Raw genomic sequence first — 22,827 nt, forward strand, 5'->3', positions numbered from 1 at the left:
CTACTCGGGGTGACAGGATCAGGGAATGCCACGGGTCAGTCAGGATCATCTCGACGCGCGACGGCGCCAGATCCTCGACGGCTCACGCGTCTGCTTCGCCCGGTACGGCTACGAGGGTGCCACGGTCCGGCGTCTGGAGGAAGCGACGGGCCTTTCGCGTGGCGCGATCTTCCACCATTTCCGGGACAAGGAGTCCCTGTTCCTCGCCCTCGCGGAGGAGGACGCGTCGCGGATGGCGGACGTCGTGGCGGCGCAGGGGCTCGTGCAGGTCATGCGCGAACTGCTCGCGGGCGGCGGCGAGCAGCCGGCCGACTGGCTGGGCACCCGCCTGGAGGTGTCGCGGCGGCTGCGCACCGATCCGGAGTTCCGGGCCCGCTGGGCCGAGCGCTCGCAACAGCTGACCTTCGCGACCCGCCAGCGCCTGCTGCGCCAGCGCGAAGCCGGGATCCTCCGCGACGACGTCGATGTCGACGTGCTCACCTCGTATCTGGAGCTGGTGCTCGAAGGGCTCGTGTCGCACCTGGCGATGGGGCTGCCCGCCGACGATCTCGGGCCGGTGCTCGATCTCGTCGAGGAAAGCGTGCGCAGGCACCGGAGCCGGGCCGCCGTGGAGTAAGAAGGAACCATGAATCTGCTCGACGCCCACGGGGAAGCGCTGCGCGAGTTCGACCGCACGGTGCATCAGATCTCCGGCGGCCAGTGGGACGCGCCGACCCCGTGCTCCGAGTGGACGGTGCGGGACCTGCTCAACCACCTCGTGTCCGAGCAGCTGTGGGTGCCGCACCTGCTCGCCGGCGAGACGCTGGCCCAGGTCGGCGACCGCTACGACGGCGACGTGCTCGGCGGCGATCCCGTGGGGATCTGGGAGAAGTCGTCCATCGCGGCGCGGCAGGCGTGGACCGAACCGGGCGCGACGGACCGGCAGGTGCAGCTGTCCTTCGGTGATTCCGAAGCCACCCTGTACGGCTGGCAGATGACGATCGACCTGGCCGTGCACGCCTGGGACCTGGCGAAGGGAATCGGTGCCGCGCAACCGATCTCCGCCGAGGTGGCCGACACCCTGCTGCCGATCGTGACCCCGCAGATCGACTGGTGGCAGGGGATCGACATCGTCGCCGCGCCCGTGCCGGTGCCCGAAAGCGCGTCCGCCGCCGACCGGCTCGTCGCCCTGTGCGGCCGCAGCCCGTCGTGGCCCGCCTGACCGCGCGAAACGACGTCCCCCGGGGCACCGTCGCGGCCGGTAGTATGAATGCCACCGCAGCCGCCATTTGCCGAGGAGTGACCTGTACCCGTGCGCGACGCGCAGTCACCTGGTGACAGTACTGAGCCGGGTGACGAACCCGGCGAACCCGACCATCATCCCGCTACGGAACCGGCGGGGGCGCGGTGATGGACGTCCTGCTCGCGATTCTCGGCGTGCTGTTCTTCCTGCTGCTCACGATCGGCACCGGCCTCGCCGTCGCCGCGGAGTTCTCGCTGACCGCGCTGGAACGCAGCACGGTCGAGGCGGACGTGCGCCAGACCGGCGACCGCCGGTCGAAGATCGTCCGTAAGGCCCACCAGCACCTGTCCTACCAGCTTTCCGGCGCGCAGGTCGCGATCACGCTGACCACGCTGGTCACCGGGTATCTGGCCGAGCCGCTCATCGGGAACCTGGTCCGCCCGGTGCTCACCGCGATCGGCCTCTCCGGATCCGTCGCCTCGGGCGCGTCGCTGATCATCGCGCTGCTGCTGGCCACCACGCTGTCGATGCTGCTCGGCGAGATGGTGCCGAAGAACATCGCGGTCGCCCGGCCGCTGTGGACCGCCCGCGCGGTCATGGGCTACCACTCGCGTTTCTCCGCGATGTTCCGCTGGCTCATCACACTGATGAACAACAGCGCGAACTGGGTGGTGCGCAAGTTCGGCGTCGAGCCACAGGAGGAGCTGCGTTCGGCGCGGTCCCCGCAGGAGCTCGGCTCGATCGTGCGCACCAGCGCGGAGAGCGGCAAGCTCGACACCTCGACCGCGGAGCTGCTGGACAAGTCGCTGCGCTTCGGCGGCCGCACCGCCGACGAGCTGATGACCCCGCGGGTGCAGATCGAGTCGCTGACCGTGGACGACACCATCACCGAGCTCATCGCGCTCGCCCGCCGCACCGGGTTCTCGCGTTTTCCCGTCTACCGCGAGGATCTCGACGACGTCCAGGGCGCGGTGCACGTCAAACAGGCGTTCGTGGTGACCGCGGCCGAACGCGGCCAGGTCCCGCTCGGCTCGGTGATGCGACCGGTGCCGACCGTGCCCGAGTCGCTGCCCGGGGACGCGCTGCTGTCGCGGCTGCGCGACTCCCGGTTCCAGATCGCCATGGTCGTCGACGAGTACGGCGGCACCGCGGGCCTGGTCACCTTGGAAGACGTCGTCGAGGAGATCATCGGCGACGTCCGCGACGAGCACGACGAGGGCGAGGCGCCCGCGTCCCGGCGGCTGGACCCCGACACCTGGCTGGTGTCCGGGCAGCTGCGGCCCGACGAGGTCCGCGACATGACGGGTTTCCAGATGCCCGAAGGCGACTACGAGACGATCGCCGGCCTCGTGCTGGAACGGCTCGGCAAGATCCCGGAGCCGGGCGAGGGTATTGAGGTCGGCGGCTGGCGGCTCGCCGTCGTGACGATGGACCGGCACCGCATCGCGGAGCTGAGCGTGCGCCGGCCCGAGGAGCCCGAACCGGCGAAGGCGGCCCGATGAACGACTGGCTGGCCATCGTCCTCGTCGTCCTCCTGCTGCTGACGAACGCGTTCTTCGTCGGCGCCGAGTTCACCCTCATCTCGTCCCGGCGCGACCGGCTGGAAGCGTTGCTGGAGCAGGGAAAGGGCCGCGCGCGGATCGTCATCAACGCGAGCAGGCACGTGTCGCTGATGCTGGCCGGCGCGCAGCTGGGCATCACCATCTGCTCGCTGCTGCTGGGCCGCCTCGGCGAGCCCGCGGTGGCGCACCGGCTCGGCGGGTTCTTCGCGCTGCTGCACGTCCCCGACGTGGTCGCGCACGCGATCTCGTTCGCGATCGCGCTGGCGTTCATCACGATCCTGCACGTGCTGATCGGCGAGATGGTGCCGAAGAACCTCGCGATCGCCGATCCTGAGCGGCTGGCGCTGTGGCTGGTCCCGGTGCACGTGGCGTGGGTGAAGCTCGCCGGACCGTTCATCTGGCTGCTGAACTTCATGGCGAACTCGCTGCTGCGCCTGGTGAAGGTGCGGCCGACGGACGAGCTGGAGACCGCCTACACCTCGGCGGAGCTGGCCGAACTGCTCAGCGAGTCCCGCCGTGAGGGGCTCTTGGAGCAGTCCGAGCACGAGCGGCTGAGCCAGACGCTCTCCTCTGCCCGCAAGACCGTCGCGGATGTGCTGGTACCACTGGAAAAGCTGACCACGCTCTCCCCCGCGCCCACCGTCGGCGAGGTGGAGAAGGCGGTGTCGGAGACCGGTTTCTCGCGGTATCCGCTGTGCTCGCCGGAGTGCGAGCTGACCGGTTATCTGCATGTGAAGGACGTGCTGGACCAGATCGGCGACCCGCCCGAGACGACCATCCCGGCGGGCAAGGTCCGCACGCTGACCGACGTGCCGGTGGGCGCCCGCGTCGATGTGGCGCTGTCGGCCATGCGCAAGGACCGCACGCATCTCGCCCGCGCGCTCGACCAGGACGGCCGCGCGGTCGGTGTCGTGGCGCTGGAGGATCTCGTCGAGGAGTACGTCGGCACGGTGCGGGACGGCACGCACGTCGCCGTGTGAGTCATGATGGACGGCGTGCTGGGGCAGCAGGAATGGACCGCGCGGGAGCGTGCGCACGAGCAGCGCGTGCGCCGCTGGACCCGGCCGTACGCGGAGCGTCGCTCGCGGGGCGAGAAGCATCCGGTGCTGGATTTCCTGTTCCAGTACTACTCTTTCCGCCCCGCTCACCTCGAACGGTGGCAGCCCGGGCCAGGTGTCGTCCTGGGCGGTGACGACGCCCGCCGGTTCCTGGACCGTCCCGGCTACGTCGAGGCCGGCGGCGTCATGCTCGACCCGGCCGCGTTCACCGCGAAGAAGGCAGACACTGCCCGGTACTTCCTTGCCCTGCTGGAAAAAACGGCGAGCCGCGCGCCGCGGCTGAGCTGCTTCGGGCTGCACGAGTGGGCCATGGTGTACCGGCAGGACGCCGGTCAGGTGCGGCACAACCAGCTGCCGCTGCGCCTGGGCAGCGCCGGCACCGACACGGTCGTGGACTCGCTGGAGATCCGGTGCGGTCACTACGACGCGTTCCGGTTCTTCACCGCCCCGGCGCGCCCGCACAACACGCTGCAGCCGACCCGTGAGACCCAGCCCGAGCTGGAGCAGCCGGGCTGCCTGCACGCGAACATGGATCTCTACAAGGCTTCCTACAAGCTCGACCCGTTCGTACCGGCGGAGCTGATCGCCGACTGCTTCGAGCTGGCGGTCGAGATCCGTGAACTGGACATGTGCGCGAGCCCCTACGACCTGTCCTCATTCGGTTACCGGCCGGTGCGGATCGAAACGCCTGAGGGGCGTGCGGAATACTCTCGTCGCCAAGGTGGGTTCGCGCGCCGCGCGGCCCCGCTGCGCGACCGGTTGTCCGCGCACTGCGACTATTTACTGACGCTTCACAAGTAAAACAGTCGCAGTGCCGGTGACCGTAAGTTTTTTGGTTTTCCTGACAGCATCACATTTTCCTAACGCTGTACCCCTGTTAGGGTGAACGCGTTTGCCGAAGATCCACGTAGAGTTGAAGGGATTACCCGATGGGGCGCCACAGCCGGGACGACGATCCCGCTCCTCGCCTCCCTGAACGGCCGAGGGAACCCGGGCGCCCGAACGGTGTGGGACCCCCGACTCCCCTGCGCTACGGTCCACGGCCCCAGCCCGTCCCCGCCTCGATGTCGGCCGACGACCACACGACGGTCATCCCGCCGATCCGCGACTTCCCCGCCCCCGACAACCGCACCACCGCCGGCCTGCGCCGCCCCGCTCCCGGCGAGGACCCCGCCAACGCCCACCGGACGACCGACGGCCTCCGCCGCCCCGGCCCGAACACCGGCAGCGGCCCGTACCCCGTGGTCCCCGACAGCCGCGCCACCTCCAGCGGCGCCCACCCGGTGGTTCCGGATGGCCGCGCCACGTCCAGCGGCGCGTACCCCGTCCTCCCCGAAGGCCGCGCCACGTCCAGTGGCGCCCATCCGGTCGTCCCCGAAGGCCGTGCCGCGGCGAGCGGCACGTACCCCGTCGTCCCGGACAGCCGCGGGCCGGTGAGCGGCTCGTTCCCGGCCGTCCGCGCCGAAGACTCTTCGCCGAACAGCTTCCGAGCGTTCGCCGATGCCACCGACGATGACAGTGCCACGGGCTCGGGCGGTTCCCCCGCCGCCACGAGCCGCGCGACGTCCACCGGCACCAGCCGGCCGGTCAGCCGCGCGACCTCGACGGGCACGAACCGCCCCGTCAGCCGCACCACGTCGACCGGCAGCACCCGTGCCGTGTCCACCGGCGGGTTCCGCATCAGCGAAAGCCGCGCCACGGCCACCGGCACCAACCGCCCGGTCAGCAAGGCCACCTCGACCGGCACCCACCGGCCAGCCACGAAGACCGAAGGCCGTTCCACCGCCACCGGCGGTCAGCGCACCGCCACCGACGGCCGGTCGACCGTCACCGGCACCCACCGCGCGATGGGCAAGGTCCCCGGGCGCAAGCGGATCGCGAAGTGGCCCATCTTCGCCGGCGCGTTCGTCGTGCTGCTGGCGATCGGGCTGGTGGCGTGGGGCTGGGCCAACAACGTGGTGAACAGCCGCGCGGAGGCCCAGGCCAACGCCTGTACCGACGGCAACTCGACGCTCACCGTCGTGGTGACCCCGACCGTGCAGAAGCCGGTCAGCACAGCGGCCGACCGCTGGAACCAGGCCAACACCGTGGTGCACGCGCACTGTGTGCACGTCGACGTCCGCGCCATCCCGTCGCAGCAGGTGCTCGACGCGCTGACCGGCAAGACCGACGTGGCCACGATCGGCGGTTTCCCGGCGGCCTGGGTGCCGGAGAACTCGTTCTGGGTCAACCAGCTCGTGACGGCGAAGCCCGGGATCGTCGGCTCCCCCGCGGAGTCCGTCGCGTCGGCCCGCTCCGCGGACTACCCGTTCCTCGGCCTCGCCGGCGGCACGGTGGACGAGGTGCAGAACCGGGCCGCCCAGGTCTTCCGCGACTACCTGCGCGACCCGCAGCAGCAGGCCGACTTCGCCGCGGCGGGCCTGACCGGCGGCTAAGCGTCAATCGCGTCCGGATCAGGCCCGGTCCGGACGCCGTTGTCGAGCTCGTCGATGACGAGGACGTCGTCGGGCGCGAGCTCGAAGTCGAAGATCTCGAAGTTCTCGCGGATCCGTGAGGGCGTGGCCGATTTCGGGATCGCCACGGTGCCGATCTGCAGGTGCCAGCGCAGCACGATCTGCGCCGGGGTCTTGCCGTACTTCGCGGCGAGGCCGGTGATCGCCCGGTCCATCAGCAGCCGGCCCTTCGCGAGCGGGCTCCACGCCTCGGTCACGATGCCGTGCTCGGCGTGGAACGTCCGCAGCGCCAGCTGTGCCAGGTTCGGGTGCAGCTCGATCTGGTTGACCGCCGGCACGATGTCCGTCTCGTCGAACAGCCGCCGCAGGTGCTGGACGTGGAAGTTCGACACCCCGATCGCGCGCACCCGGCCGTCGGCATACAGCTTTTCCAGCGCACGCCAGGAATCGAGGTAGGTGCCACGCCCGGGGGTCGGCCAATGGATCAGGTACAGGTCCAGGTAGTCGAGCCCCAGCTTGCCCAGGCTCTTGTCGAACGCGCGCAGCGCCGAGTCGTAGCCCTGGTCCTGGGTCCACAGTTTCGTCGTGACGAACAGCTCCTCGCGCGAGAGCCCGGACGCCTTGATCGCGTCGCCGACACCGGCCTCGTTCCGGTACAGCACGGCGGTGTCGATGGCGCGGTAGCCGGTCTCGAGCGCGGTCTGGACCACCTTCGCGGTGTCGGCCGCCGGCACCTGGTACACGCCGAGGCCGAGCTGCGGGATCGAGACGCCGTTGTTCAGGACGATGTCAGGGGTCGTCATGCGCCGATCGTGCCACGGGCGCCGGCGAGCCGCCGGACGTGCTCCCCGGTCACGTCGTCGGCCGGGTAGAACGACTCGATCGCCAGCTCCGACAGGGTGATCGCGACCGGGGTGCCGAAGGTCGCGATGGTCGAGAAGAACGACAGCTCGGCGCCGTCGTGCGAGAGGCGCAGCGGCACGAAGATCTCGCCACGGCGCGGAAATCCGGCCTCCGGCTCGCCACCCGGGTACGCGCGGACCTCGTCGTGCAGCCGCACCAGCTCGGGGTCGGCGGTCGCCTCGACCTGCCGCCGCAACCGGCCGAGCAGGTCCGCGCGCCACTCCCCCAGGTTCTGGATCCGCGGCGCCATTCCGGCCGGGTGCAAGGCGATCCGCAGGACGTTCGCGGGCGCGGCGAGCAGTTCCGGTGCCACGCCCTCGGTGAGGATCCCGACGCTCGCGTTGCCGTCCACCAGGTTCCAGTACCGGTCGACGACGACCGCCGGGTACGGCTCGTGCCCGGCCAGCACCCGCCGCACGGCCTGCCGCGCGACCGCCAGCTCCGGGTCGTCGAGCCCGCTGTCGCGATAGGCGGGGGCGTACCCGGCGGCGAGCAGCAGCTGGTTGCGTTCCCGCAGTGGCACGTCGAGATGTTCACCGAGCCGCAACACCATGTCCCGGCTGGGGTTCGACCGCCCGGTCTCCACGAAACTGAGGTGCCGCGCGGAAATCTCGGCCGAGATCGACAGGTCGAGCTGGCTGATCCGCCGCCGCTCGCGCCACTGCCGGATGAGCTGGCCCACGGGTCGCTGAGTGGTCGTCACGGTCCCGACGCTACGAGCGCCTGTGCGGCGGCGCCATTACCTCGGGGGTAATCGACAGGGCGCACTGTCGCGGCGAGAGTTGCTCCCGTCCACTTCCGTTGCAGCACAAGGAGAACATGATGACCGAGTACACCGCCGTCGCGAGCCGCTACCTCGACGTGTGGAACGAGACCGATCCGGAGAAGCGCCGGGGTCTGGTGGAGGAGGTGTTCGCGCGGGACGCCACCTACACGGATCCGCTGGGCGCGGTCGCCGGGCACGAGGGGATCGACGGGTTCGTCGCCGGTGCGCAGCAGCAGTTCGCGGGCCTGCGGTTCGATCTGGGTGGGGTGGTCGACGGCCACCACGATCTGGCGCGGTTCACCTGGCATCTGGGCCCTGCGGGGGCGCCGGAACCGGTCGCGATCGGGTTCGACGTGGTCCGCGTGGAGGGCGGGAAGATCAAGCAGGTGCTGGGTTTTCTCGACAAGATGCCCGGTTGAACGCGGGACCTGGACACCGGGCCGGTGTCCAGGTCCTCCCCACTCTGTCCATGCCCGTAGGCGCCTGAGAGGTTCGCCCGGGCGTTGGTCCGGGTTTGCACCGTCGGCGGGGTCACCGGGTTGTGGCAGGGACCCACTTTCCAGAGGCGTCTCGTCCGTGCGGTCCGGGTGCCTGAGAGGTTCCGGGGAGGACTTGCTCCTTCGGCGCCGAACCCGGGTCAGGGTTCGGTCTCTCCCGCACGGCTTCGGCGACTGCGAGACAAGTCTACCCGACGGTAACTAGGGCACCCCCGCGGGCTGCCGGAAACCCGCTACCCGATTCGGCGGGCGTTCCTGCGCTGGGTCAGTTCGTCCGGCACGATCGCCTCGATCTCGCCGCCGTCGGCGCGTTCCGCCGGGAATTCGTGGATGGTGCCGCTGATTTCCTGCATCGGGACCTTCACCGCGATGCCGAATACGCCTTGCCCGCCTTGGAGCAGGTCGACGATCTCCTCGGGTGAGGTGCATTCGTAGACCGTGGTGCCGTCCGATACGAGCGTCACCTTGGCCAGGTCGGCGACGCCGCGGGCGCGCAGGTGGTCGACGGCGACCCGGATGTTCTGCAGTGAGACCCCGGTGTCCAGTAAGCGCTTCACGATTTTGAGCGCCAGGATGTCCTTGAACGAGTAGAGCCGTTGCGAACCTGATCCGTGTGCGGTGCGGATGCTCGGCGCGACGAGTTTCGTGCGGGCCCAGTAGTCGAGCTGCCGGTAGGTGATTCCGGCGATCTGGCAGGCCGCGGGCCCCCGGTAACCGACCAGTTCATCCGGCAGGGACGAGTCTGGGAACAGTTCACCCTGTTCTCCGTCCACCGCCTTGATCGGCCTATCGTCGACCACGCAAGCCTCCCCTCGCCCGGCCGGGCGGCCGGTCGAACCCGATGTGCTCCGACGGGGAGAATCACATCTTGGCGATTTACCGCCTTCGACGGTATGCGCGCCAGCCCCACCGGTCAACGCGACGCGCGGGGCCACGCTAGACCTGCTGTCGAGACTTGCCCCGGACAACTAGCCGAAACACACCGACCGACGCAACCACCGGAGGGGGGGTCCAGGGGGCTCGCCCCCTGGCGGGGGTCTGGGGGCTCGACCCCCAGAAGACACCGGTAAGGCGAGCCGGTCCGCGCTTTCCGCGGACACACCTCGCCCAACCCGCTCGCCTTACGTATCGGCGCCGCGGAAGTCTTCCGGTGAGACCGAGTCGAGGAACTCGCGGAACTTCTCGACCTCGTCCTCCTGCTCGTCCGGGATGATCAGCCCGGCTTCTTCGAGCACGGAGTCGACGGCGTGGATGGGTACCCCGACGCGCAGCGCGAGTGCCACCGAGTCGCTCGGCCGCGCGGACACCCGGACGTCACCGTCGAACACCAGCTCGGCGAAGAAGGTGCCTTCGCGCAGGTCCGTGATGACGACCTGTTCCAGCTCGCGGCCGAGTGCCCCGATGACCTCTTTGAGCAGGTCATGGGTCAGTGGCCGGGCCGGGCGGACGCCCTGCTGCTCGAGGGCGATGGCCGTGGCCTCGACGGATCCGATCCAGATCGGGAGGTACCGTTCGCCGTCGGTCTCCCGCAGCAACAAGATCGGCTGATTCGCGGGCAGCTCGACCCGCACGCCGACGACGCGCATCTCGCTCATCGGACTTCGCCTCCCTCTCGTGTGCGCGGGCTGCAACGCCGCCTCGACGATCCCGCGTCGATGTCGCCGACGCTACTCGTCCGCTGGGCGCTGTGCTCGCTTGTCTCGCGTACTGACTGGCGTGCGTTCGTTGTCCGGCAACCCATAACCAACCGTACGGCATCGGGGGCGATAGGCAGAGTCATGAAACTATGTCATTACGATCCGGGGAGCGGCCGGCGGGCCACCTCACCCCCCGGTCACGCCCCGGATGCCCGCTTTGACCAGCAATGTGTGCAATGTGACCGAAAGCGCCGCCAGCTCCCGGACGATCTCGTCCGCGCGGGCCTGGGCGTCGGCGTCGCGGTGCCGCGAGACGGGCGTGACGATCTGCTCCAGCAGACCCACCTCGCGGTCGGCCGACGCGCGGAACGCGCGCAGGTGCCGGGGCTCGATGCCGAACTCGGTCATCGCCCGCACCGTGCGCGCGATCAGCACCGCGTCCGGGTCGTAGAACCCGGCGGCGCCGGGCCGGACGAGCCCGTACTGCTCCAGTTCGGCGAGGGTGCCGGCGTCGATGCCGGCCTGCGTCAGCAGTTCCTCCTGGGTCAGCCGGACTTCCCGGCCCCGCGCGAAATCCTCGGCCCCGGGCAGGCCGTCGCCGCCCGAGGACGACAGCGACACGAGCTTGCGCGGCAGCCGCGTGCCGGTCACCTCGGGCCCGGCGCCGTGGTCCGCGGCGTCGAGCTGTTCCTTGATCACCTTCAGCGGCAGGTAGTGATCCCGCTGGGCGGACAGCACGAACCGCAGGCGTTCGACGTCGGCCGGGGAGAACTGGCGGTAGCCCGAAGGCGTACGCCCGGGCCGCACCAGCCCCTCCGACTCGAGGAACCTGATCTTCGAGATGGTCACGTCGGGGAAGTCGGCGCGCAGCTGCGCCAGTACGGCCCCGATGCTCAACCCATCGCGCTGTGGCCGCCCGGCAGCCGTCACTGTGCCCCCTGGCTCCCCTGCCCCGTCAGGAAGACCAGGCGGAACTTGCCGATCTGCACCTCGTCGCCGCCCGCGAGGACGGCCTGGTCCACCGGCTCGCGGTTGACGTAGGTGCCGTTGAGGCTGCCCACGTCGATCACCACGAACTCGCCGCCTTCGCGCCGGAACTCCGCGTGGCGCCGGGAAACCGTGACGTCGTCGAGGAAGATGTCACTGTCCGGGTGCCGCCCCGCGCTGGTGGTGTCGCGGTCCAGCAGGAACCGCGAGCCCGCGTTGGGGCCCCGCTTGACGACCAGCAGTGCCGAGCCGGGCGGCAGCGCGTCGATGCCGGCGACCGCGGGCTCGGGCGCCGGCTCGTGGCCTTCGGCGTCGGCCAGGAAGTCGGCCCGGAAGACCGAGGTCCGCTCCGGAGACTGCTCCGGGGGAACGCCGGGTCCGTCGTTCGTGCTCACCTGAGCTTTCTCCTCACCACTGAAGTGTTCGCCTACCCAAAAAACGTGTGCTGTCAACGTACCGTGCCGGACCGGTCGCACCCATTCCAGGGCTCCCCCAGCGCACGGGGGTCCTAACCGGCAGTGAGCGCCTGGTAGGCGTCGGAATCGAGGAGACCCCCGACCGCGGCCGGGTCGCTGATCCTGATCTCGATGAGCCAGCCCTCGCCGTACGGGTCGCTGTTGATCAGCTCCGGCGAGTCGACGACCGCGCTGTTCACCGCGGCGACCTCGCCGTCCACGGGCGCGAACAGCTCCGAGACGCTCTTGGTGGACTCGACCTCGCCGAACGGCTCGCCCGCGCCGAGCTGCTTGCCCACCTCGGGGAGGTCGACGAACACCACGTCACCCAGCTGGTCCTGCGCGTACTCGGTGATCCCCACCCGGACCGAGTCGCCGGAGCGCGTGGCGACCCACTCGTGCTCCTCGGTGTAGCGCAACTCTTCTGGAGCGGACAACTTCGGTCCCCTTTCGTGCCGGTGCGCGGGTCTCGCGCGCGTTCGCTCGCGGAAGTCTTACATCCCTTGGGGGCGCGCGGCACCCCGGACCGCCGAGATCGTCTGGATCACGTACAGCGCGCCCGACCACAGGTAGAGCACGCAGCCCCAGGCCAGGAAGGCGTAGGCGATCGGGCGGGCCACCGCGGCGACCGTGGAGCCGCCCTGGGTGAGCAGCAGGAACGGGAACGCGTACATCAGCACGAAGGTCGCGGCCTTGCCGATGTAGGTGACCTCGGGCGGGGCGAACCCGTTGCGGCGCAAGGCGAGGATGCACACGCCGACGATCAGCTCACGCAGCACGAGTGGCGCGAAAACCCACCACGGGATGATGTCGCGGACCAGGAACGCGACGAGGGTCGCGGCGATGTAGAGCCGGTCGGCGGCGGGGTCGAGCAGCCGCCCGAGCTGGCTCATCTGGTTGAGCCAGCGGGCGAGCTTGCCGTCCAGCCAGTCGGTGAGGGCGCTGAACACCAGCAGGGCGAGCGCCCAGCCGTCCTCGTGCGGCCCCAGCAGGAGCCACAGGAAGACGGGGACGCCCGCGAGCCGCAGCAGGGACAGGATGTTCGGGACGTTGAACGCCTGCTTGAGAATGCTGGGCCCGCCCGGGGGTTCGGCCATCGGACTCTCGGTGGTGACTCGCTCCGGGCTGGGCTTTCTCACGAGAGCCACCCTAGCCGGGTGCGGTGCTGGTCAGGCTGTCTGGCGGCGGTGGGTCCAGCCGCGGCGGCACAGGTCGGCGGCGGTCAGCGACTGGGGCCGGCCCCAGCCGTCGGTACCGATCCAGCGGGGGTTGCCGGGTTCGAGGACGTACGGGCGGCCGTCGCTCCACACGACGGTGCACGGGGTGGTGGGCGGGGCTTCGTGCGCGGTTTCGGTTCTCATCGCTCTCAGTGCTCGGGGATGGGTGGGCGTGCCTTGGTCATGGGCACACCAGGAATGTCGGTCGATCGGGGCGTGGCGTTAGCCGGTACCGGAGAATTCACCCGCACCGGTAAGGCTGACACACGATACGTGATTGTCCACTATGGACAGACAGCCGGTCCGGCGCGCGAGACGCGACGAGGGCGGGTAGCCTTCCGCTGCCGAATGTGGAGGGAGACCGGGATGGGCGCTGTCGCACGCCGATTCCGCCAGTGCGCCGCTGGTGGGCTGCTGCTGCTCGCGGCGGGCTGCGCGGGGACCGACGATCCCGTCGTGCAGGCCGGCACCCCGGCCGCCACCACGCCGAGTGCCCCGGGCGTGTCGAGTGCGCCGAGTCTTCCGCCGAGTGCCCCGGGTGTTCCGGCCACGACGAGCGGCCCGGCCGGGACGAGTGCGACGAGCGCCGACGCGGCGCCCGCCCAGGGCGGCTGCGGCACGGTCACCGCCGCGAGCGGGCTGACCCTGCAGGTCCTCGAATCCCCGGGCGTCCCGTGCGCCGACGCGAAACAGCTGGTCACCAAGTTCCAGGCACAGCTCGCCGGCAAGCAGCCCGCCGGCTCCAGCCAGCCCGCGAGCGCGACGGTGGACGGCTGGCTGTGCGTGTCCGGCCCGCCCGCGTCCCAGGGCGGCACCAGCTGCAGTCTCCAGGACAAGACCGTGTTCGCCGGCGTCGCCGCCGAGTAACCCCGCCGTCTCCCCGCAAGGAAAACTGAAGTGTCGCGACAGTTCCTGCTTCGCTCGATCGGACCCATCGCGGTCGGCGTCTTCACCCTCAGTGCGTGTGCCGGCCAGGCCGCGCCATCGTCCGCGCCATCGGGCGCCGCCCCGCTGCAGGCGGTGATGGGCGATGTGCCGGCGCAGAACACCCAGTGCGGCATGGTGCCGGCGCCCGGCGGGCAGCAGGCAAAGGTCACCATCCGGCAGGGTGCGGTCCAGTGCGCCGAGGCGACCGCCCTGCTGGCCCAGTACTTCGGCCGCGTCACCCCGGCGCAGGCCGCCAGCCCCGACGGCGCCGGCCCGGTCGCCCTCGACCCGTGGACCTGCGGCAGCGACGCGGGCTCGGTGCTCACCGCCACCTGCTCCACCGAAGACGGCCGCGAGATCGACGCCGAACCCGCCCGCTGACCCCCACCCGCCCGCGCCCCACCCGGCGCCCAGGTCCGCGGCGCCCCGCGCAGGCCGCGTGTTGGCCCGCCACGTCGCCGTGTTTGCCCGCCACGTCGGTGAATTGGCCCGCCACGTCACCGAGTTGGCCGCCCGCGCGGGCGTGTTTGCCCGCTGCGTCACCATATTGGCCCGCCACGTCGGTGAGTTGGCCCCGCCGCGTCACCGAGTAGCCCCGCCGCGTTGGCCCGCCACGTCGCCGTGTTGGCCCGCGGCGTTGGTGAGTTGGCCCCGCGCGCGGCCAACTCACCGACACCGGTGGCCAACACGCCCGCGCGGGCGGCCAACACGCCGGGCGCGCTAGCCGCGCGAGCCGGGCGTTACGACTTCAGGTTCGGGAAGTCTTCCTCGCGGAACTCGCCGGCCGGGCGGCCGTCGGCGTTCTGTTCCTTGCCGCGGAGCTCGACGCGGCGGATCTTGCCGGAGATCGTCTTGGGCAGCTCGGTGAACTCCAGCCGCCGGATTCGCTTGTACGGCGCCAGATGCTCGCGGCAGAACGCCAGGATGCGCTCGGCGGTCCCGGCATCCGGCTCGTGCCCGGCGGCGAGCACGACGTACGCCTTCGGCACCGCCAGCCGGATCGGGTCCGGCGCGGGCACGACCGCCGCCTCGGCGACCGCGTCGTGCTCCAGCAGCACGCTTTCCAGCTCGAACGGCGAGATCCGGTAGTCCGAGGCCTTGAACACGTCGTCCGTGCGCCCGACGTAGGTGATGTAGCCGTCCTCGTCGACCGAGCCGACGTCGCCAGTGTGGTAGTAGCCGTTCTCGAACGCCTTCGCGGTGCGCTCGTCGTCGTCGGTGTAGCCGACCATCAGGCCCACCGGCCGGTGCGCGAGGTCGAGGCAGATCTCGCCCTCTTCCCCGCGCTCCCCCGTCACCGGGTCGACGAGCGCGACGGTGAAGCCCGGCAGCGGGCGGCCCATCGACCCGGATTTCACCGGCTGGCCGGGCGTGTTCGCAATCTGCACGCTGGTCTCGGTCTGCCCGAACCCGTCGCGGATCGTGACACCCCAGGCCTTCCGGACCTGCTCGATGACCTCGGGGTTGAGCGGCTCGCCCGCGCCGACGACCTTGCGCGGCGGGGTCTGAAGCGCGGTGAGGTCGGCCTGGATCAGCATCCGCCACACGGTCGGCGGCGCGCAGAAACTCGTGACGCCACAGCGATCCATCTGTGCCATGAGCGCGATCGCGTCGAACCGGTTGTAGTTGTACAGGAACACCGTCGCCTCGGCGTTCCACGGCGCGAAGACGTTGCTCCACGCGTGTTTCGCCCAGCCGGGCGAGGAGATGTTGAGGTGGATGTCACCCGGTTCCAGCCCGATCCAGTACATTGTGGACAGATGGCCGACCGGGTACGAGACATGCGTGTGCTGCACCAGTTTCGGCTTCGCGGTGGTGCCGGAGGTGAAGTACAGCAACAGCGGATCGGTCGCGGCGGTCACGCCGTCCGGCTCGAACCCGGGCGACGCGGTGTACGCCTCGGTGAACGGAAGCCAGCCCTCGGCGCGCTCTCCCACCGCGATGCGCGTGTAGTCGCCGCCGACATCGGCGAACTTCGGCACGTCCGCCGAGCGCACCACGACATGCTTCGCCGCGCCGCGGTCCACGCGGTCGCGCAGGTCTTCAGGGCCGAGCAGCGTGGACGCCGGGATGATCACCGCACCGAGCTTGATCGAGGCCAGGATCGTCTCCCACAGCTCGACCTGGTTGCCCAGCATGAGGATCAGCCGGTCACCGCGGCGGACGCCGAGCCCGCGCAACCAGTTCGCGACCCGGTTCGAGCGGTCGGCGAGCTCGGGGAACGTCCAGCGGCCCTCGGTCCCGTCCTCCTCGACGATCCACAGCGCGTACCTTTCCGCGTTGGCCGGGTCGCGGGCGATCACGTCGAACCAGTCGAGTGCCCAGTTGAACTCGCCCAGCTCGGGCCAGTCGAACGCGCGATAGGCGGTTTCGTAGTCCTCGCGATGTGCCAGCAGATAGTCCCGCGCCTCGCGGAAAGCTTCGCCCGTCACCCTTATTCTCCTTTGAACTCCGGCTGCCGTCGCTCGAGGAACGCCTGCCCCGCCTCGTTCAGGTCCTTGCTCGGCAGGAACGCGGCGTTCCACGTCGAGACGTACCGTAACCCGTCGGCGACGCGCCGCTGGGTGTTCAGCTCCAAGACGTCCTTCACCCCCTGCACGACCAGCGGCGGGTTGGCGGCGATCTCCCCGGCGAGCGCCCGCGCGGCCGCGAACAGGGCGTCCTGGTCGGGGTACACGTCGTTGACCAGACCGATCTTCTCGGCGCGCGCGGCGTCGATGTCCTTGCCGGTCAGCGCCAGTTCCCGCAGGTGCCCTTCGCTGACGACGCCGGAGAGCCGCTGCAGGCTGCCCATGTCCGCGACGATGGCGACCTTCGCCTCGCGCACGCTGAACTTCGCGTCGGCGCTCGCGAGCCGGATGTCGGCGGCGGCGATGACGTCGACCCCGCCGCCGATGCACCAGCCCGAGACGGCGGCGATCACCGGCTTGCGGCATTCGGCCACGGCGTTGATGGAGTCCTGCATCCGCCGGATCTCCCGGAGGAACTCGGTGCGCGGCCCGGCGAGCGCGTCCCCGGCGAGCAGCGGCGCCCAGGTGCCCATCATCGCGGGCAGGTCGAGACCGTAGGAGAAATGCGCCCCGCTGCCGGCCAGCACGATTGCGCGGACCTCCGGGTCGGCGTCGAGCGCGCGGAACACCAGCGGCAGCTCACGCCAGAAGTCCGGGCCCATCGCGTTGCCCTTGGACGGGCCCAGCAGGGTCACCTCCGCCACGGCACCCGGGCGGTCGACTTTGAGTGAAACGAGGTCGGCGATGTCAGTCATGACCAGAAGCCTGCCACGCGAAGCGCCCCGCCGAGGGTGGTGGTCGGGTGAGGGGCGGGCGTATGTCGTACCGGCATGGTTTCCTGGCTGGATGACGCCGCAGCTTCTCGAGCTCGCCGGTTCCTTCGCCTTCGAAGGGCACCGGCTGGCCTACACCGAGTACGGCAGTGGTGACCGGGTGGTCGTCCTGACGCACGGGATCATGTTCACCCGGCGCATGCACGCCCCGCTGGCGCGGCGGCTCGCCGCGGACGGCTTCCGCGTCATCACGCTCGACCTGCTCGGGCACGGCGAGTCCGACCGGCCGACCGAGTCGTGGCGGTACTCGATGCCCGCGTTCGGCGTACAGGTGCTGGCGCTGCTGGACCACCTGGAGATCGACCGCGCGGTGATCGGCGGCACCTCGCTCGGCGCCAACGTGGCCCTCGAAGTGGCCGTGGCGGCGCCGGAGCGGATGCGCGGCATGATCATCGAGATGCCGGCGCTGGACAACGTGATCGTGGCCGGGCTGCTCACGTTCGCGCCGCTGCTGTTCGCGGCGCGTTTCCTGCCGTTCAGCGTGGCGTGGGTCGCGGCCGTGGCCGGCCGGGTGCCGCACGGCAGCCAGTGGGTCGACGTCATCACCGACACCCTCGAACAGCGGCCGGCGCCGATGGCCGCGCTGATCCACGGCGTCCTGTTCGGACGGATCGCGCCGTCGAAGGCCGCGCGGCGGGAGATCACCGTGCCGGCGCTGGTGATCGGGCACGAGGGTGACCCGATCCACCCGTTCGGCGACGCCGACTCGCTGGCCTCGGACCTGCCGGACGCGGAGTTCGTGCAGGCCCGCAGTCTGGTCGAGCTGCGAGCCGATCCGCAGCGGCTGACGGACGTGATCGCGGACTTCGTGCGGCGCCGCTACGAGGGCTGAGCCAGCGCCGCGACCGGGCCGATGACAGTGACCGCGGGCGGGCGGACCCCGGCGGCCTTCGCGTCGGCGGCAACGGAGTCCAAAGTGGACCGCGTGATGCGCTGGGCCGGCATGGTGCCGTCCTGCACGATCGCCACGGGCGTGTCGCCGGGGCGGCCGGCGGCGAGCAGCGCGTCGGCGAACTGGCCGAGCCGCTCGACGCCCATCATGAGCACGATCGTGCCGCGCAGCCTGCCGAGCGCCGCCCAGTCGGTGAGCGAGGCTTCGTGCCCCGGCGGCACATGCCCGGACACGACGACGACCTCGTGCGCGACCCCGCGGTGCGTCACCGGCACATCGGCGACGGCCGGCACGGCGAACGCGCTGGTGATCCCGGGGACGACGGTGACGGGCACACCGGCCTCGGCGCAGGCGAGCACCTCTTCGAACCCGCGGCCGAACACGTACGGGTCGCCACCCTTGAGCCGTACCACGAACTTGCCGGCCTTGGCGTGCTCGATCAGGGTCGCGTTGATGACCTCCTGGCTCGCGGCGCGGCCGTACGGGATCTTCGCGGCGTCCACGATCTCGACGTCCGGCCGCAGCTCGCCGAGCAGCTCGCGTGGCGCGAGCCGGTCGGCCACCACGACGTCGGCGCGGGCCAGCAGGCGGCGGCCCTTGACGGTGATCAGCTCGGGATCGCCCGGCCCGCCACCGACGAGTGCGACCCCGGGCAGCTCGCCGACCTCGGTGTGCTCGGCGCCGTCCGGGATCGCGCCGGTGTGCAGGACTTCGACGATGTGGTCGCGGACGGCGGCCGAGCGCAGCGGTTCGCCGCCGGACAGGACCCCGACCAGCAGGCCCTCGTGCCGCCCGGTCGCGGCCGTGACGGCGGTGCCGTCGGCTCCGGCGTCGGCACGCACACAGAAGATGTGGCGGCGCTCGGCGTCGGCGCAGATCTCCGCGTTGACCTGGGGATCGTTGGTGCAGGCGAGGGCGTACCAGGCGCCGTCGAGGTCGCCTTCGGTGTAGCGGCGGCGGTGCCAGACCAGCTCACCGGCGTCGGCCATCGCGCTCACGGCGGGCGTCGTGTGCGGCGAGATCAGCTCGACGGCCGCGCCCGCGCCGATCAGCCGGGGCAGCCGCCGCTGGGCGACGCTGCCGCCGCCGACCAGCACGACGCGGCGGCCGGTGAGATCGAGGCCGACGAGATAGTGGTCTTCGGGCATAGCCACCATCATGACTGGCCACGCCCGGCTTCACCGCGCCAGCCCGCCACGATGTGTCGAACTCGCCATCCCGGGTGTCCGACTCGGCGTCCCGAGCGTACGACTCGGCGTCCTGAGCGTCCGACTCGCTGGGAGCGCCGGGGCACGCTCGCGAGTCCGACGCTCGCGACGACGAGTCGTGCGTTCGCGACGGTGAGTTCGACGGTCAGCGGGTGGTGCAGGACAGCAGCGCCATCTCGCGGGCGGCATTGGTCACGATCGCCACCTGCTTCTGCTGTCGCGGGGTCAGGCCCGTCACGCGGCGGGAGCGGATCTTGCCGCGGTCGGAGATGAAGCGCCGCAGCAGTCTACGTCCTTCCAGTCCACTTCGGACACGCCGGCTGCGTGCAGCGGGTTCCGCCTGCGTTTCACCAGCTCGCTTTCGACACGCCGGGCAGCTCGCCGCGGTGCGCCATCTCACGCAGCCGCACCCGGGACAGCCCGAAGTTCCGGAAGTAGCCGCGCGGGCGGCCATCGGCGGCGTCGCGGTTGCGCACCCGGACCGGGCTCGCGTCGCGCGGCAGGGCCTGCAGCGCCGACATGGCCGCGGCCCGCTCCGCCGGCGTGGACCGCCGCGAACGGACCGTTTCCTTTAGCTCCGCCCGCCGTTGCGCGTACCGTTCGACGAGCGCACGCCGCTGCGCGTTCTTAGCGATCTTGGACTGCTTCGCCATCAGCGCTCTTCTCGGAACTCGACATGCCGGCGGACCGTCGGGTCGTACTTGCGCACGACCATGCGTTCCGGGTCGTTCCGACGGTTCTTGCGCGTGACGTAGGTGTAGCCGGTGCCCGCGGTGGACCGCAGCTTGATCACCGGACGGACGTCGTTCTTCGCCATTACAGCTTCACTCCCTTGGCCTTCAGTCCCGTGGCTTCGATGTCCCAGCATCACTTTTGATACTGGTTTTCATTTTCATCTAACGTACAGGACGGTGCGAACCTTCCCGACCGGCACCGCGCTCGTGCACATCGAGCTGCGCGAAGACCTGTTGCCACTGCCGGCGACTGGCGGGGCGGGAGGTGTGGCTCGACTACGCCGACCCGGTTCGGATCCTGGGCGACCGCCGACGGCCGATGGAGCCCGCCGCAGCGACGAGCACGGTCGAGTCGTCGATCGCGGCGGCCGTCGCCCCGGGATCGGCGCGGAAGATCGCGTCGACGGGGACGCCGGCCGCCGCGACGAGGGTGTCCTCTAGCTTACGCAGGCCGGGACGCCGGTTACGAAACGCCTTCGAGCGCGGAGCGGCGCAGCAGCGGCAGGCCGAGGGCCACCAGGATCCCCGGCAGGAGGGAGAAGCCGAGCAGGATCGCGGTCACCGCGCTCGCCGGCTGCGCGGCTGAGGCGTCCACAGTGGACACGTAACCGCCGATGGTCAGGACCAATCCGAACAGGCCCGGCCCCAGCGCCAGCCCGAGCGTCTCCGACGCCGTCCACACCCCGGCCGCCACACCCGCGCGGGTCGCGCCGGTGCGCTCCTCCTCGATGCTGATCAGGTCGGCCAGTATCGCGAGCGGGAAAACCTGGATCCCGGCATACCCGACACCCGCCAGTGCCACGAACACCAGCGCAACGCCCAGCGGCAGCACCAGCGACGCACACAGTCCCGCCGCGCCGACGGCGAAGGACAGGCACGCGACCCGGAAACCCCAGATCTTGCCCCAGCGCGCGCCGATCCGGGGCCACAGCGGCATCGTGATCAGCGCCGGGCCGACGAAACAGATGAACAGCACCGTCTGCAGCCCGGCATCGCCGAACACGTGCCGCGCCGCGTAGTTCACGCCCGCGAGCAACGTGCCGAGCCCCAGCGACTGGACGAAGTAGACACCGAGCAGCCACCGGAACCCGCGCCACTCGCGCATCGTCGCGAGCAGCTCCCGCCAGCTGACGGTCGTCGGGCGGCGGGCCCCGACCGGGGCGCCGCGAATGCCGAGCACCACGGCGATCATGCCGAGCAGCATGACGAGCCCGATCACCACGCCCATCACGCGATACCCGGCGGCACCGCCGATGCCCTCGGTGATCAGCGGCGCGCCACCGCCGGAGACGAGGATCGCCACCGCGAGGAAGCCGATCCGCAGGCTGGACAGCCGGGTCCGCTCCTGCGGATCGTCCGTCAACTCGGCCGGCAGCGCGTTGTAGGGCACCTGGAAGAGGCCGTATGCCGTGGCACACAACAGGAACGTGACCACGACGTAGGCCGCGTCGGCCGTGGTGGAGCCGAAGCCGGGGTGCGCGAAGATCGCGCCGAACAGCACGGCGACCCCGATCCCTCCGATCACCAGGAACCGCCGCCGGCTGCCGCGCCTGGCGAGATCCGCGTCGGAGAGCCGCCCGGCGAACGGGTTGAACACGACGTCCCAGGCCTTGGGCACCAGCACGATCACGCCGGCGACCGCGCCCGGTATCGCCATCGTGTCGGTCAGGTAGGGCAGCAGGAGGAGCCCCGGCACCGTGCCGAAGGGGCCGGTCGCGAAGGACCCGAGCGAGTACCCGATCCTGGTCGAAGCCGGAAGCGCGGCCACTGATCCTCCTTCAGCTGCGAACGGGGAGGATCGTGTCATCGCAACCGTGGCCCGGTGTGACCGGGGCCTCTTCAGGTGATCGTCGCCGTGGAAAACGCGGTCAGCTCAAGATCGGCGCGAGCTGGCGCAAGGCGTCGGCGTTGCCGCGCAGCAGGAGCGTGGTGACCACGGTTTCCTCCCACTTCGCCAGCTCGTCGCGGATCTTCGCGGCCGGTCCGATCAGCGCGGTGTCCTCGACGAGCGAGGTCGGGATCGCCGCCACCGCCTCGTCCTTGCGGCCGGCCAGATACAGGTCCTGCACCTTGTCCGCGACGTCCCCGTAGCCCATCCGCGCGTACACGTCGTGGTGGAAGTTGACCTCCTTCGCGCCCATCCCGCCGATGTAGAGCGCCAGCGACGGCTTGATGAAGCCCGCCGCGGTCTCGACGTCGTCGTGCACGATCACCGGAACCGACGCGGCGACCTCGAAGTCCGCCGCGCTCCGGCGCGCGCCGGGCCGCGCGAAGCCCTCGTCGAGCGCGGCGCGGTAGAAGGCGTCGCTCTTGGGCGAGAAGAACAGCGGCAGCCAGCCGTCGCCGATCTCCGCCGCGAGGGCGACGTTCTTCGGCCCCTCCGCGGCGAGATAGATCGGGATCTCCTCGCGCAGCGGATGCACCGTGGGCTTCAGCGGCTTGCCCAGTCCCATCCCGCCGTCGAGTGGCAGCGGGTAGAACGGCCCGTCGCTGGTGACGGGTTCCTTGCGTGCCACCACTTTCCGCACGATGTCGACGTACTGGCGGGTGCGCGCGAGTGGTTTCGGGTACGGCTGCCCGTACCAGCCCTCGACGACCTGCGGGCCCGAGACGCCGAGCCCGAGCACGAACCGCCCGCCCGACAGGTGGTCGAGGGTCAGCGCGCTCATACCGACGGCCGTGGGCGTGCGCGCCGACATCTGGACGATGTTCGTGCCGAGCTTGATCCGGCTCGTCGAGGCACCCCACCAGGCCAGCGGGGTCAGGGCGTCGGACCCGTAGGCCTCCGCCGACCACACGGAATCGAAGCCGAGTTCCTCCGCCGCCAGTATCGCCTCGAGCGCGCCTTCCGGCGGCCCCGACTGCCAGTATCCGAGGTGGTAGCCCAGCTTCACGTCGCCTCCAGGGATGGGTAGTGCGCCGGGGTGCACGCTACGATTGACAACACCCGTAGTCAATTGGGGGCA

27 protein-coding genes, 1 pseudogene and 1 riboswitch are annotated in these 22,827 nt (G+C 70.6%); of the genes and pseudogenes, 11 read left to right on the forward strand and 17 right to left on the reverse strand.

Annotated elements, in window-relative coordinates; all coding sequences use genetic code 11:
• Window positions 1-25: 25 nt before the first annotated feature.
• From LOZ83_RS22470 to LOZ83_RS22495, 6 genes are all read left to right on the forward strand, one after another.
• Window positions 26-616, forward strand: a complete 591-nt coding sequence (locus tag LOZ83_RS22470) for a TetR/AcrR family transcriptional regulator (RefSeq protein WP_236793138.1) — start codon at window positions 26-28, stop codon at window positions 614-616.
• Between the two features lie 9 nt (window positions 617-625).
• Window positions 626-1,201, forward strand: a complete 576-nt coding sequence (locus LOZ83_RS22475) for a TIGR03086 family metal-binding protein (RefSeq protein ID WP_236793140.1) — start codon at window positions 626-628, stop codon at window positions 1,199-1,201.
• Between the two features lie 188 nt (window positions 1,202-1,389).
• Window positions 1,390-2,724 carry a hemolysin family protein gene (locus LOZ83_RS22480; protein ID WP_255824517.1) on the forward strand — a complete coding sequence of 445 codons (1,335 nt, stop codon included), beginning with the start codon at window positions 1,390-1,392 and terminating at the stop codon, window positions 2,722-2,724.
• Window positions 2,721-3,764: a hemolysin family protein gene (locus LOZ83_RS22485; protein WP_236793144.1), complete on the forward strand. Its 1,044-nt coding sequence runs from the start codon at window positions 2,721-2,723 to the stop codon at window positions 3,762-3,764. Before LOZ83_RS22480 ends, LOZ83_RS22485 begins: the two co-directional genes overlap by 4 nt.
• A 6-nt stretch (window positions 3,765-3,770) precedes the next feature.
• Window positions 3,771-4,643 (forward strand): 3-methyladenine DNA glycosylase, encoded by an 873-nt coding sequence (locus LOZ83_RS22490; protein ID WP_236793539.1) that lies wholly within the window; start codon window positions 3,771-3,773, stop codon window positions 4,641-4,643.
• A gap of 263 nt (window positions 4,644-4,906) precedes the next feature.
• A complete protein-coding gene (locus LOZ83_RS22495) occupies window positions 4,907-6,277 on the forward strand; it encodes a substrate-binding domain-containing protein (protein WP_236793146.1) in 1,371 nt (456 codons plus the stop codon).
• Here the strand turns inward: LOZ83_RS22495 and LOZ83_RS22500 are convergent.
• Both LOZ83_RS22500 and LOZ83_RS22505 read right to left on the reverse strand, forming a co-directional pair.
• Window positions 6,274-7,098: an aldo/keto reductase gene (locus tag LOZ83_RS22500; protein ID WP_236793148.1), complete on the reverse strand. Its 825-nt coding sequence runs from the start codon at window positions 7,096-7,098 to the stop codon at window positions 6,274-6,276. The genes LOZ83_RS22495 and LOZ83_RS22500 overlap by 4 nt on opposite strands.
• Window positions 7,095-7,901, reverse strand: a complete 807-nt coding sequence (locus tag LOZ83_RS22505; protein ID WP_236793150.1) for a helix-turn-helix domain-containing protein — start codon at window positions 7,899-7,901, stop codon at window positions 7,095-7,097. Before LOZ83_RS22505 ends, LOZ83_RS22500 begins: the two co-directional genes overlap by 4 nt.
• Before the next feature lie 119 nt (window positions 7,902-8,020).
• On the opposite strand from LOZ83_RS22505, the gene LOZ83_RS22510 reads away from it, so the two are divergent.
• Entirely contained in the window at window positions 8,021-8,383 is a 363-nt protein-coding gene (locus LOZ83_RS22510; protein ID WP_236793152.1) for a nuclear transport factor 2 family protein, read from the forward strand.
• Between the two features lie 150 nt (window positions 8,384-8,533).
• A riboswitch (glycine riboswitch) is annotated at window positions 8,534-8,631 on the reverse strand.
• 63 nt (window positions 8,632-8,694) lie between these two features.
• Here the strand turns inward: LOZ83_RS22510 and LOZ83_RS22515 are convergent.
• From LOZ83_RS22515 to LOZ83_RS22545, 7 genes are all read right to left on the reverse strand, one after another.
• Window positions 8,695-9,261 carry a MerR family transcriptional regulator gene (locus tag LOZ83_RS22515; protein ID WP_308190270.1) on the reverse strand — a complete coding sequence of 189 codons (567 nt, stop codon included), beginning with the start codon at window positions 9,259-9,261 and terminating at the stop codon, window positions 8,695-8,697.
• A gap of 321 nt (window positions 9,262-9,582) precedes the next feature.
• On the reverse strand, window positions 9,583-10,056 hold the full coding sequence (locus LOZ83_RS22520) for a bifunctional nuclease family protein (protein ID WP_236793154.1): 474 nt from the start codon (window positions 10,054-10,056) through the stop codon (window positions 9,583-9,585).
• Between the two features lie 228 nt (window positions 10,057-10,284).
• The gene (locus tag LOZ83_RS22525) at window positions 10,285-11,028 is read right to left on the reverse strand and encodes a MerR family transcriptional regulator (protein WP_236793157.1); all 744 of its coding nucleotides are present in this window, start codon (window positions 11,026-11,028) and stop codon (window positions 10,285-10,287) included.
• Window positions 11,025-11,480, reverse strand: coding sequence for a glycogen accumulation regulator GarA (gene garA / locus LOZ83_RS22530; RefSeq protein WP_236793159.1), 456 nt, complete (start codon window positions 11,478-11,480; stop codon window positions 11,025-11,027). Before garA ends, LOZ83_RS22525 begins: the two co-directional genes overlap by 4 nt.
• 113 nt (window positions 11,481-11,593) lie before the next feature.
• Window positions 11,594-11,977 (reverse strand): glycine cleavage system protein GcvH, encoded by a 384-nt coding sequence (gene gcvH, locus LOZ83_RS22535; RefSeq protein ID WP_236793161.1) that lies wholly within the window; start codon window positions 11,975-11,977, stop codon window positions 11,594-11,596.
• A 57-nt stretch (window positions 11,978-12,034) separates the two neighbouring features.
• Window positions 12,035-12,637, reverse strand: a complete 603-nt coding sequence (locus LOZ83_RS22540) for a CDP-alcohol phosphatidyltransferase family protein (RefSeq protein WP_236793543.1) — start codon at window positions 12,635-12,637, stop codon at window positions 12,035-12,037.
• 72 nt (window positions 12,638-12,709) lie between these two features.
• The gene (locus LOZ83_RS22545) at window positions 12,710-12,901 is read right to left on the reverse strand and encodes a hypothetical protein (protein ID WP_236793162.1); all 192 of its coding nucleotides are present in this window, start codon (window positions 12,899-12,901) and stop codon (window positions 12,710-12,712) included.
• Window positions 12,902-13,123: 222 nt separating this feature from the next.
• On the opposite strand from LOZ83_RS22545, the gene LOZ83_RS22550 reads away from it, so the two are divergent.
• On the forward strand, window positions 13,124-13,624 hold the full coding sequence (locus LOZ83_RS22550) for a hypothetical protein (RefSeq protein WP_236793164.1): 501 nt from the start codon (window positions 13,124-13,126) through the stop codon (window positions 13,622-13,624).
• Window positions 13,625-13,654: 30 nt separating this feature from the next.
• A complete protein-coding gene (locus tag LOZ83_RS22555; RefSeq protein ID WP_236793166.1) occupies window positions 13,655-14,065 on the forward strand; it encodes a hypothetical protein in 411 nt (136 codons plus the stop codon).
• A 359-nt stretch (window positions 14,066-14,424) separates the two neighbouring features.
• On the opposite strand, the gene LOZ83_RS22560 is transcribed toward LOZ83_RS22555, so the two are convergent.
• Both LOZ83_RS22560 and LOZ83_RS22565 read right to left on the reverse strand, forming a co-directional pair.
• Window positions 14,425-16,122: an AMP-binding protein gene (locus tag LOZ83_RS22560; protein WP_374202695.1), complete on the reverse strand. Its 1,698-nt coding sequence runs from the start codon at window positions 16,120-16,122 to the stop codon at window positions 14,425-14,427.
• Window positions 16,119-16,949: a crotonase/enoyl-CoA hydratase family protein gene (locus LOZ83_RS22565; RefSeq protein ID WP_236793170.1), complete on the reverse strand. Its 831-nt coding sequence runs from the start codon at window positions 16,947-16,949 to the stop codon at window positions 16,119-16,121. Before LOZ83_RS22565 ends, LOZ83_RS22560 begins: the two co-directional genes overlap by 4 nt.
• Before the next feature lie 91 nt (window positions 16,950-17,040).
• Here LOZ83_RS22565 and LOZ83_RS22570 point away from each other — a divergent pair, with 91 nt between their 5' ends.
• Window positions 17,041-17,859, forward strand: coding sequence for an alpha/beta fold hydrolase (locus LOZ83_RS22570; protein WP_236793172.1), 819 nt, complete (start codon window positions 17,041-17,043; stop codon window positions 17,857-17,859).
• On the opposite strand, the gene cobA is transcribed toward LOZ83_RS22570, so the two are convergent.
• From cobA to rpmG, 4 genes and pseudogenes are all read right to left on the reverse strand, one after another.
• On the reverse strand, window positions 17,847-19,067 hold the full coding sequence (gene cobA / locus LOZ83_RS22575) for a uroporphyrinogen-III C-methyltransferase (protein ID WP_236793174.1): 1,221 nt from the start codon (window positions 19,065-19,067) through the stop codon (window positions 17,847-17,849). The two genes, LOZ83_RS22570 and cobA, sit on opposite strands and share 13 nt — an antisense overlap.
• Before the next feature lie 198 nt (window positions 19,068-19,265).
• A pseudogene (rpsR, locus tag LOZ83_RS22580) lies at window positions 19,266-19,481 on the reverse strand (30S ribosomal protein S18); the annotation flags it as partial.
• Window positions 19,475-19,780 (reverse strand): 30S ribosomal protein S14, encoded by a 306-nt coding sequence (rpsN, locus tag LOZ83_RS22585; RefSeq protein WP_236793176.1) that lies wholly within the window; start codon window positions 19,778-19,780, stop codon window positions 19,475-19,477. The pseudogene rpsR and the gene rpsN, both read right to left, overlap by 7 nt.
• Window positions 19,780-19,944, reverse strand: a complete 165-nt coding sequence (gene rpmG, locus LOZ83_RS22590; protein WP_236793178.1) for a 50S ribosomal protein L33 — start codon at window positions 19,942-19,944, stop codon at window positions 19,780-19,782. The genes rpsN and rpmG overlap by 1 nt, the downstream gene beginning before the upstream one ends.
• A gap of 94 nt (window positions 19,945-20,038) precedes the next feature.
• Here rpmG and LOZ83_RS22595 point away from each other — a divergent pair, with 94 nt between their 5' ends.
• Entirely contained in the window at window positions 20,039-20,302 is a 264-nt protein-coding gene (locus tag LOZ83_RS22595) for a hypothetical protein (protein WP_236793180.1), read from the forward strand.
• A gap of 22 nt (window positions 20,303-20,324) precedes the next feature.
• Here the strand turns inward: LOZ83_RS22595 and LOZ83_RS22600 are convergent, their stop codons facing one another.
• Together LOZ83_RS22600 and LOZ83_RS22605 are read right to left on the reverse strand one after the other, a co-directional pair.
• Window positions 20,325-21,629: an MFS transporter gene (locus LOZ83_RS22600; RefSeq protein WP_236793182.1), complete on the reverse strand. Its 1,305-nt coding sequence runs from the start codon at window positions 21,627-21,629 to the stop codon at window positions 20,325-20,327.
• Between the two features lie 100 nt (window positions 21,630-21,729).
• Window positions 21,730-22,755, reverse strand: coding sequence for an LLM class F420-dependent oxidoreductase (locus LOZ83_RS22605; RefSeq protein ID WP_236793184.1), 1,026 nt, complete (start codon window positions 22,753-22,755; stop codon window positions 21,730-21,732).
• Window positions 22,756-22,827 lie beyond the last annotated feature (72 nt).

It is taken from the genome of Amycolatopsis sp. GM8, from assembly GCF_021653975.1.
Lineage (GTDB): Bacteria > Actinomycetota > Actinomycetes > Mycobacteriales > Pseudonocardiaceae > Amycolatopsis_E.

Coding starts and splice junctions, on each gene's coding strand:
- LOZ83_RS22470 (WP_236793138.1), top strand. CDS start 26: ATGCCACGGGTCAGTCAGGATCATCTCGACGCGCGACGGCGCCAGATC.
- LOZ83_RS22475 (WP_236793140.1), top strand. CDS start 626: ATGAATCTGCTCGACGCCCACGGGGAAGCGCTGCGCGAGTTCGACCGC.
- LOZ83_RS22480 (WP_255824517.1), top strand. CDS start 1,390: ATGGACGTCCTGCTCGCGATTCTCGGCGTGCTGTTCTTCCTGCTGCTC.
- LOZ83_RS22485 (WP_236793144.1), top strand. CDS start 2,721: ATGAACGACTGGCTGGCCATCGTCCTCGTCGTCCTCCTGCTGCTGACG.
- LOZ83_RS22490 (WP_236793539.1), top strand. CDS start 3,771: ATGGACGGCGTGCTGGGGCAGCAGGAATGGACCGCGCGGGAGCGTGCG.
- LOZ83_RS22495 (WP_236793146.1), top strand. CDS start 4,907: ATGTCGGCCGACGACCACACGACGGTCATCCCGCCGATCCGCGACTTC.
- LOZ83_RS22500 (WP_236793148.1), bottom strand. CDS start 7,098: ATGACGACCCCTGACATCGTCCTGAACAACGGCGTCTCGATCCCGCAG.
- LOZ83_RS22510 (WP_236793152.1), top strand. CDS start 8,021: ATGACCGAGTACACCGCCGTCGCGAGCCGCTACCTCGACGTGTGGAAC.
- LOZ83_RS22520 (WP_236793154.1), bottom strand. CDS start 10,056: ATGAGCGAGATGCGCGTCGTCGGCGTGCGGGTCGAGCTGCCCGCGAAT.
- LOZ83_RS22540 (WP_236793543.1), bottom strand. CDS start 12,637: ATGGCCGAACCCCCGGGCGGGCCCAGCATTCTCAAGCAGGCGTTCAAC.
- LOZ83_RS22545 (WP_236793162.1), bottom strand. CDS start 12,901: ATGAGAACCGAAACCGCGCACGAAGCCCCGCCCACCACCCCGTGCACC.
- LOZ83_RS22550 (WP_236793164.1), top strand. CDS start 13,124: ATGGGCGCTGTCGCACGCCGATTCCGCCAGTGCGCCGCTGGTGGGCTG.
- LOZ83_RS22565 (WP_236793170.1), bottom strand. CDS start 16,949: ATGACTGACATCGCCGACCTCGTTTCACTCAAAGTCGACCGCCCGGGT.
- LOZ83_RS22570 (WP_236793172.1), top strand. CDS start 17,041: ATGACGCCGCAGCTTCTCGAGCTCGCCGGTTCCTTCGCCTTCGAAGGG.
- cobA (WP_236793174.1), bottom strand. CDS start 19,067: ATGCCCGAAGACCACTATCTCGTCGGCCTCGATCTCACCGGCCGCCGC.
- rpsN (WP_236793176.1), bottom strand. CDS start 19,780: ATGGCGAAGCAGTCCAAGATCGCTAAGAACGCGCAGCGGCGTGCGCTC.
- rpmG (WP_236793178.1), bottom strand. CDS start 19,944: ATGGCGAAGAACGACGTCCGTCCGGTGATCAAGCTGCGGTCCACCGCG.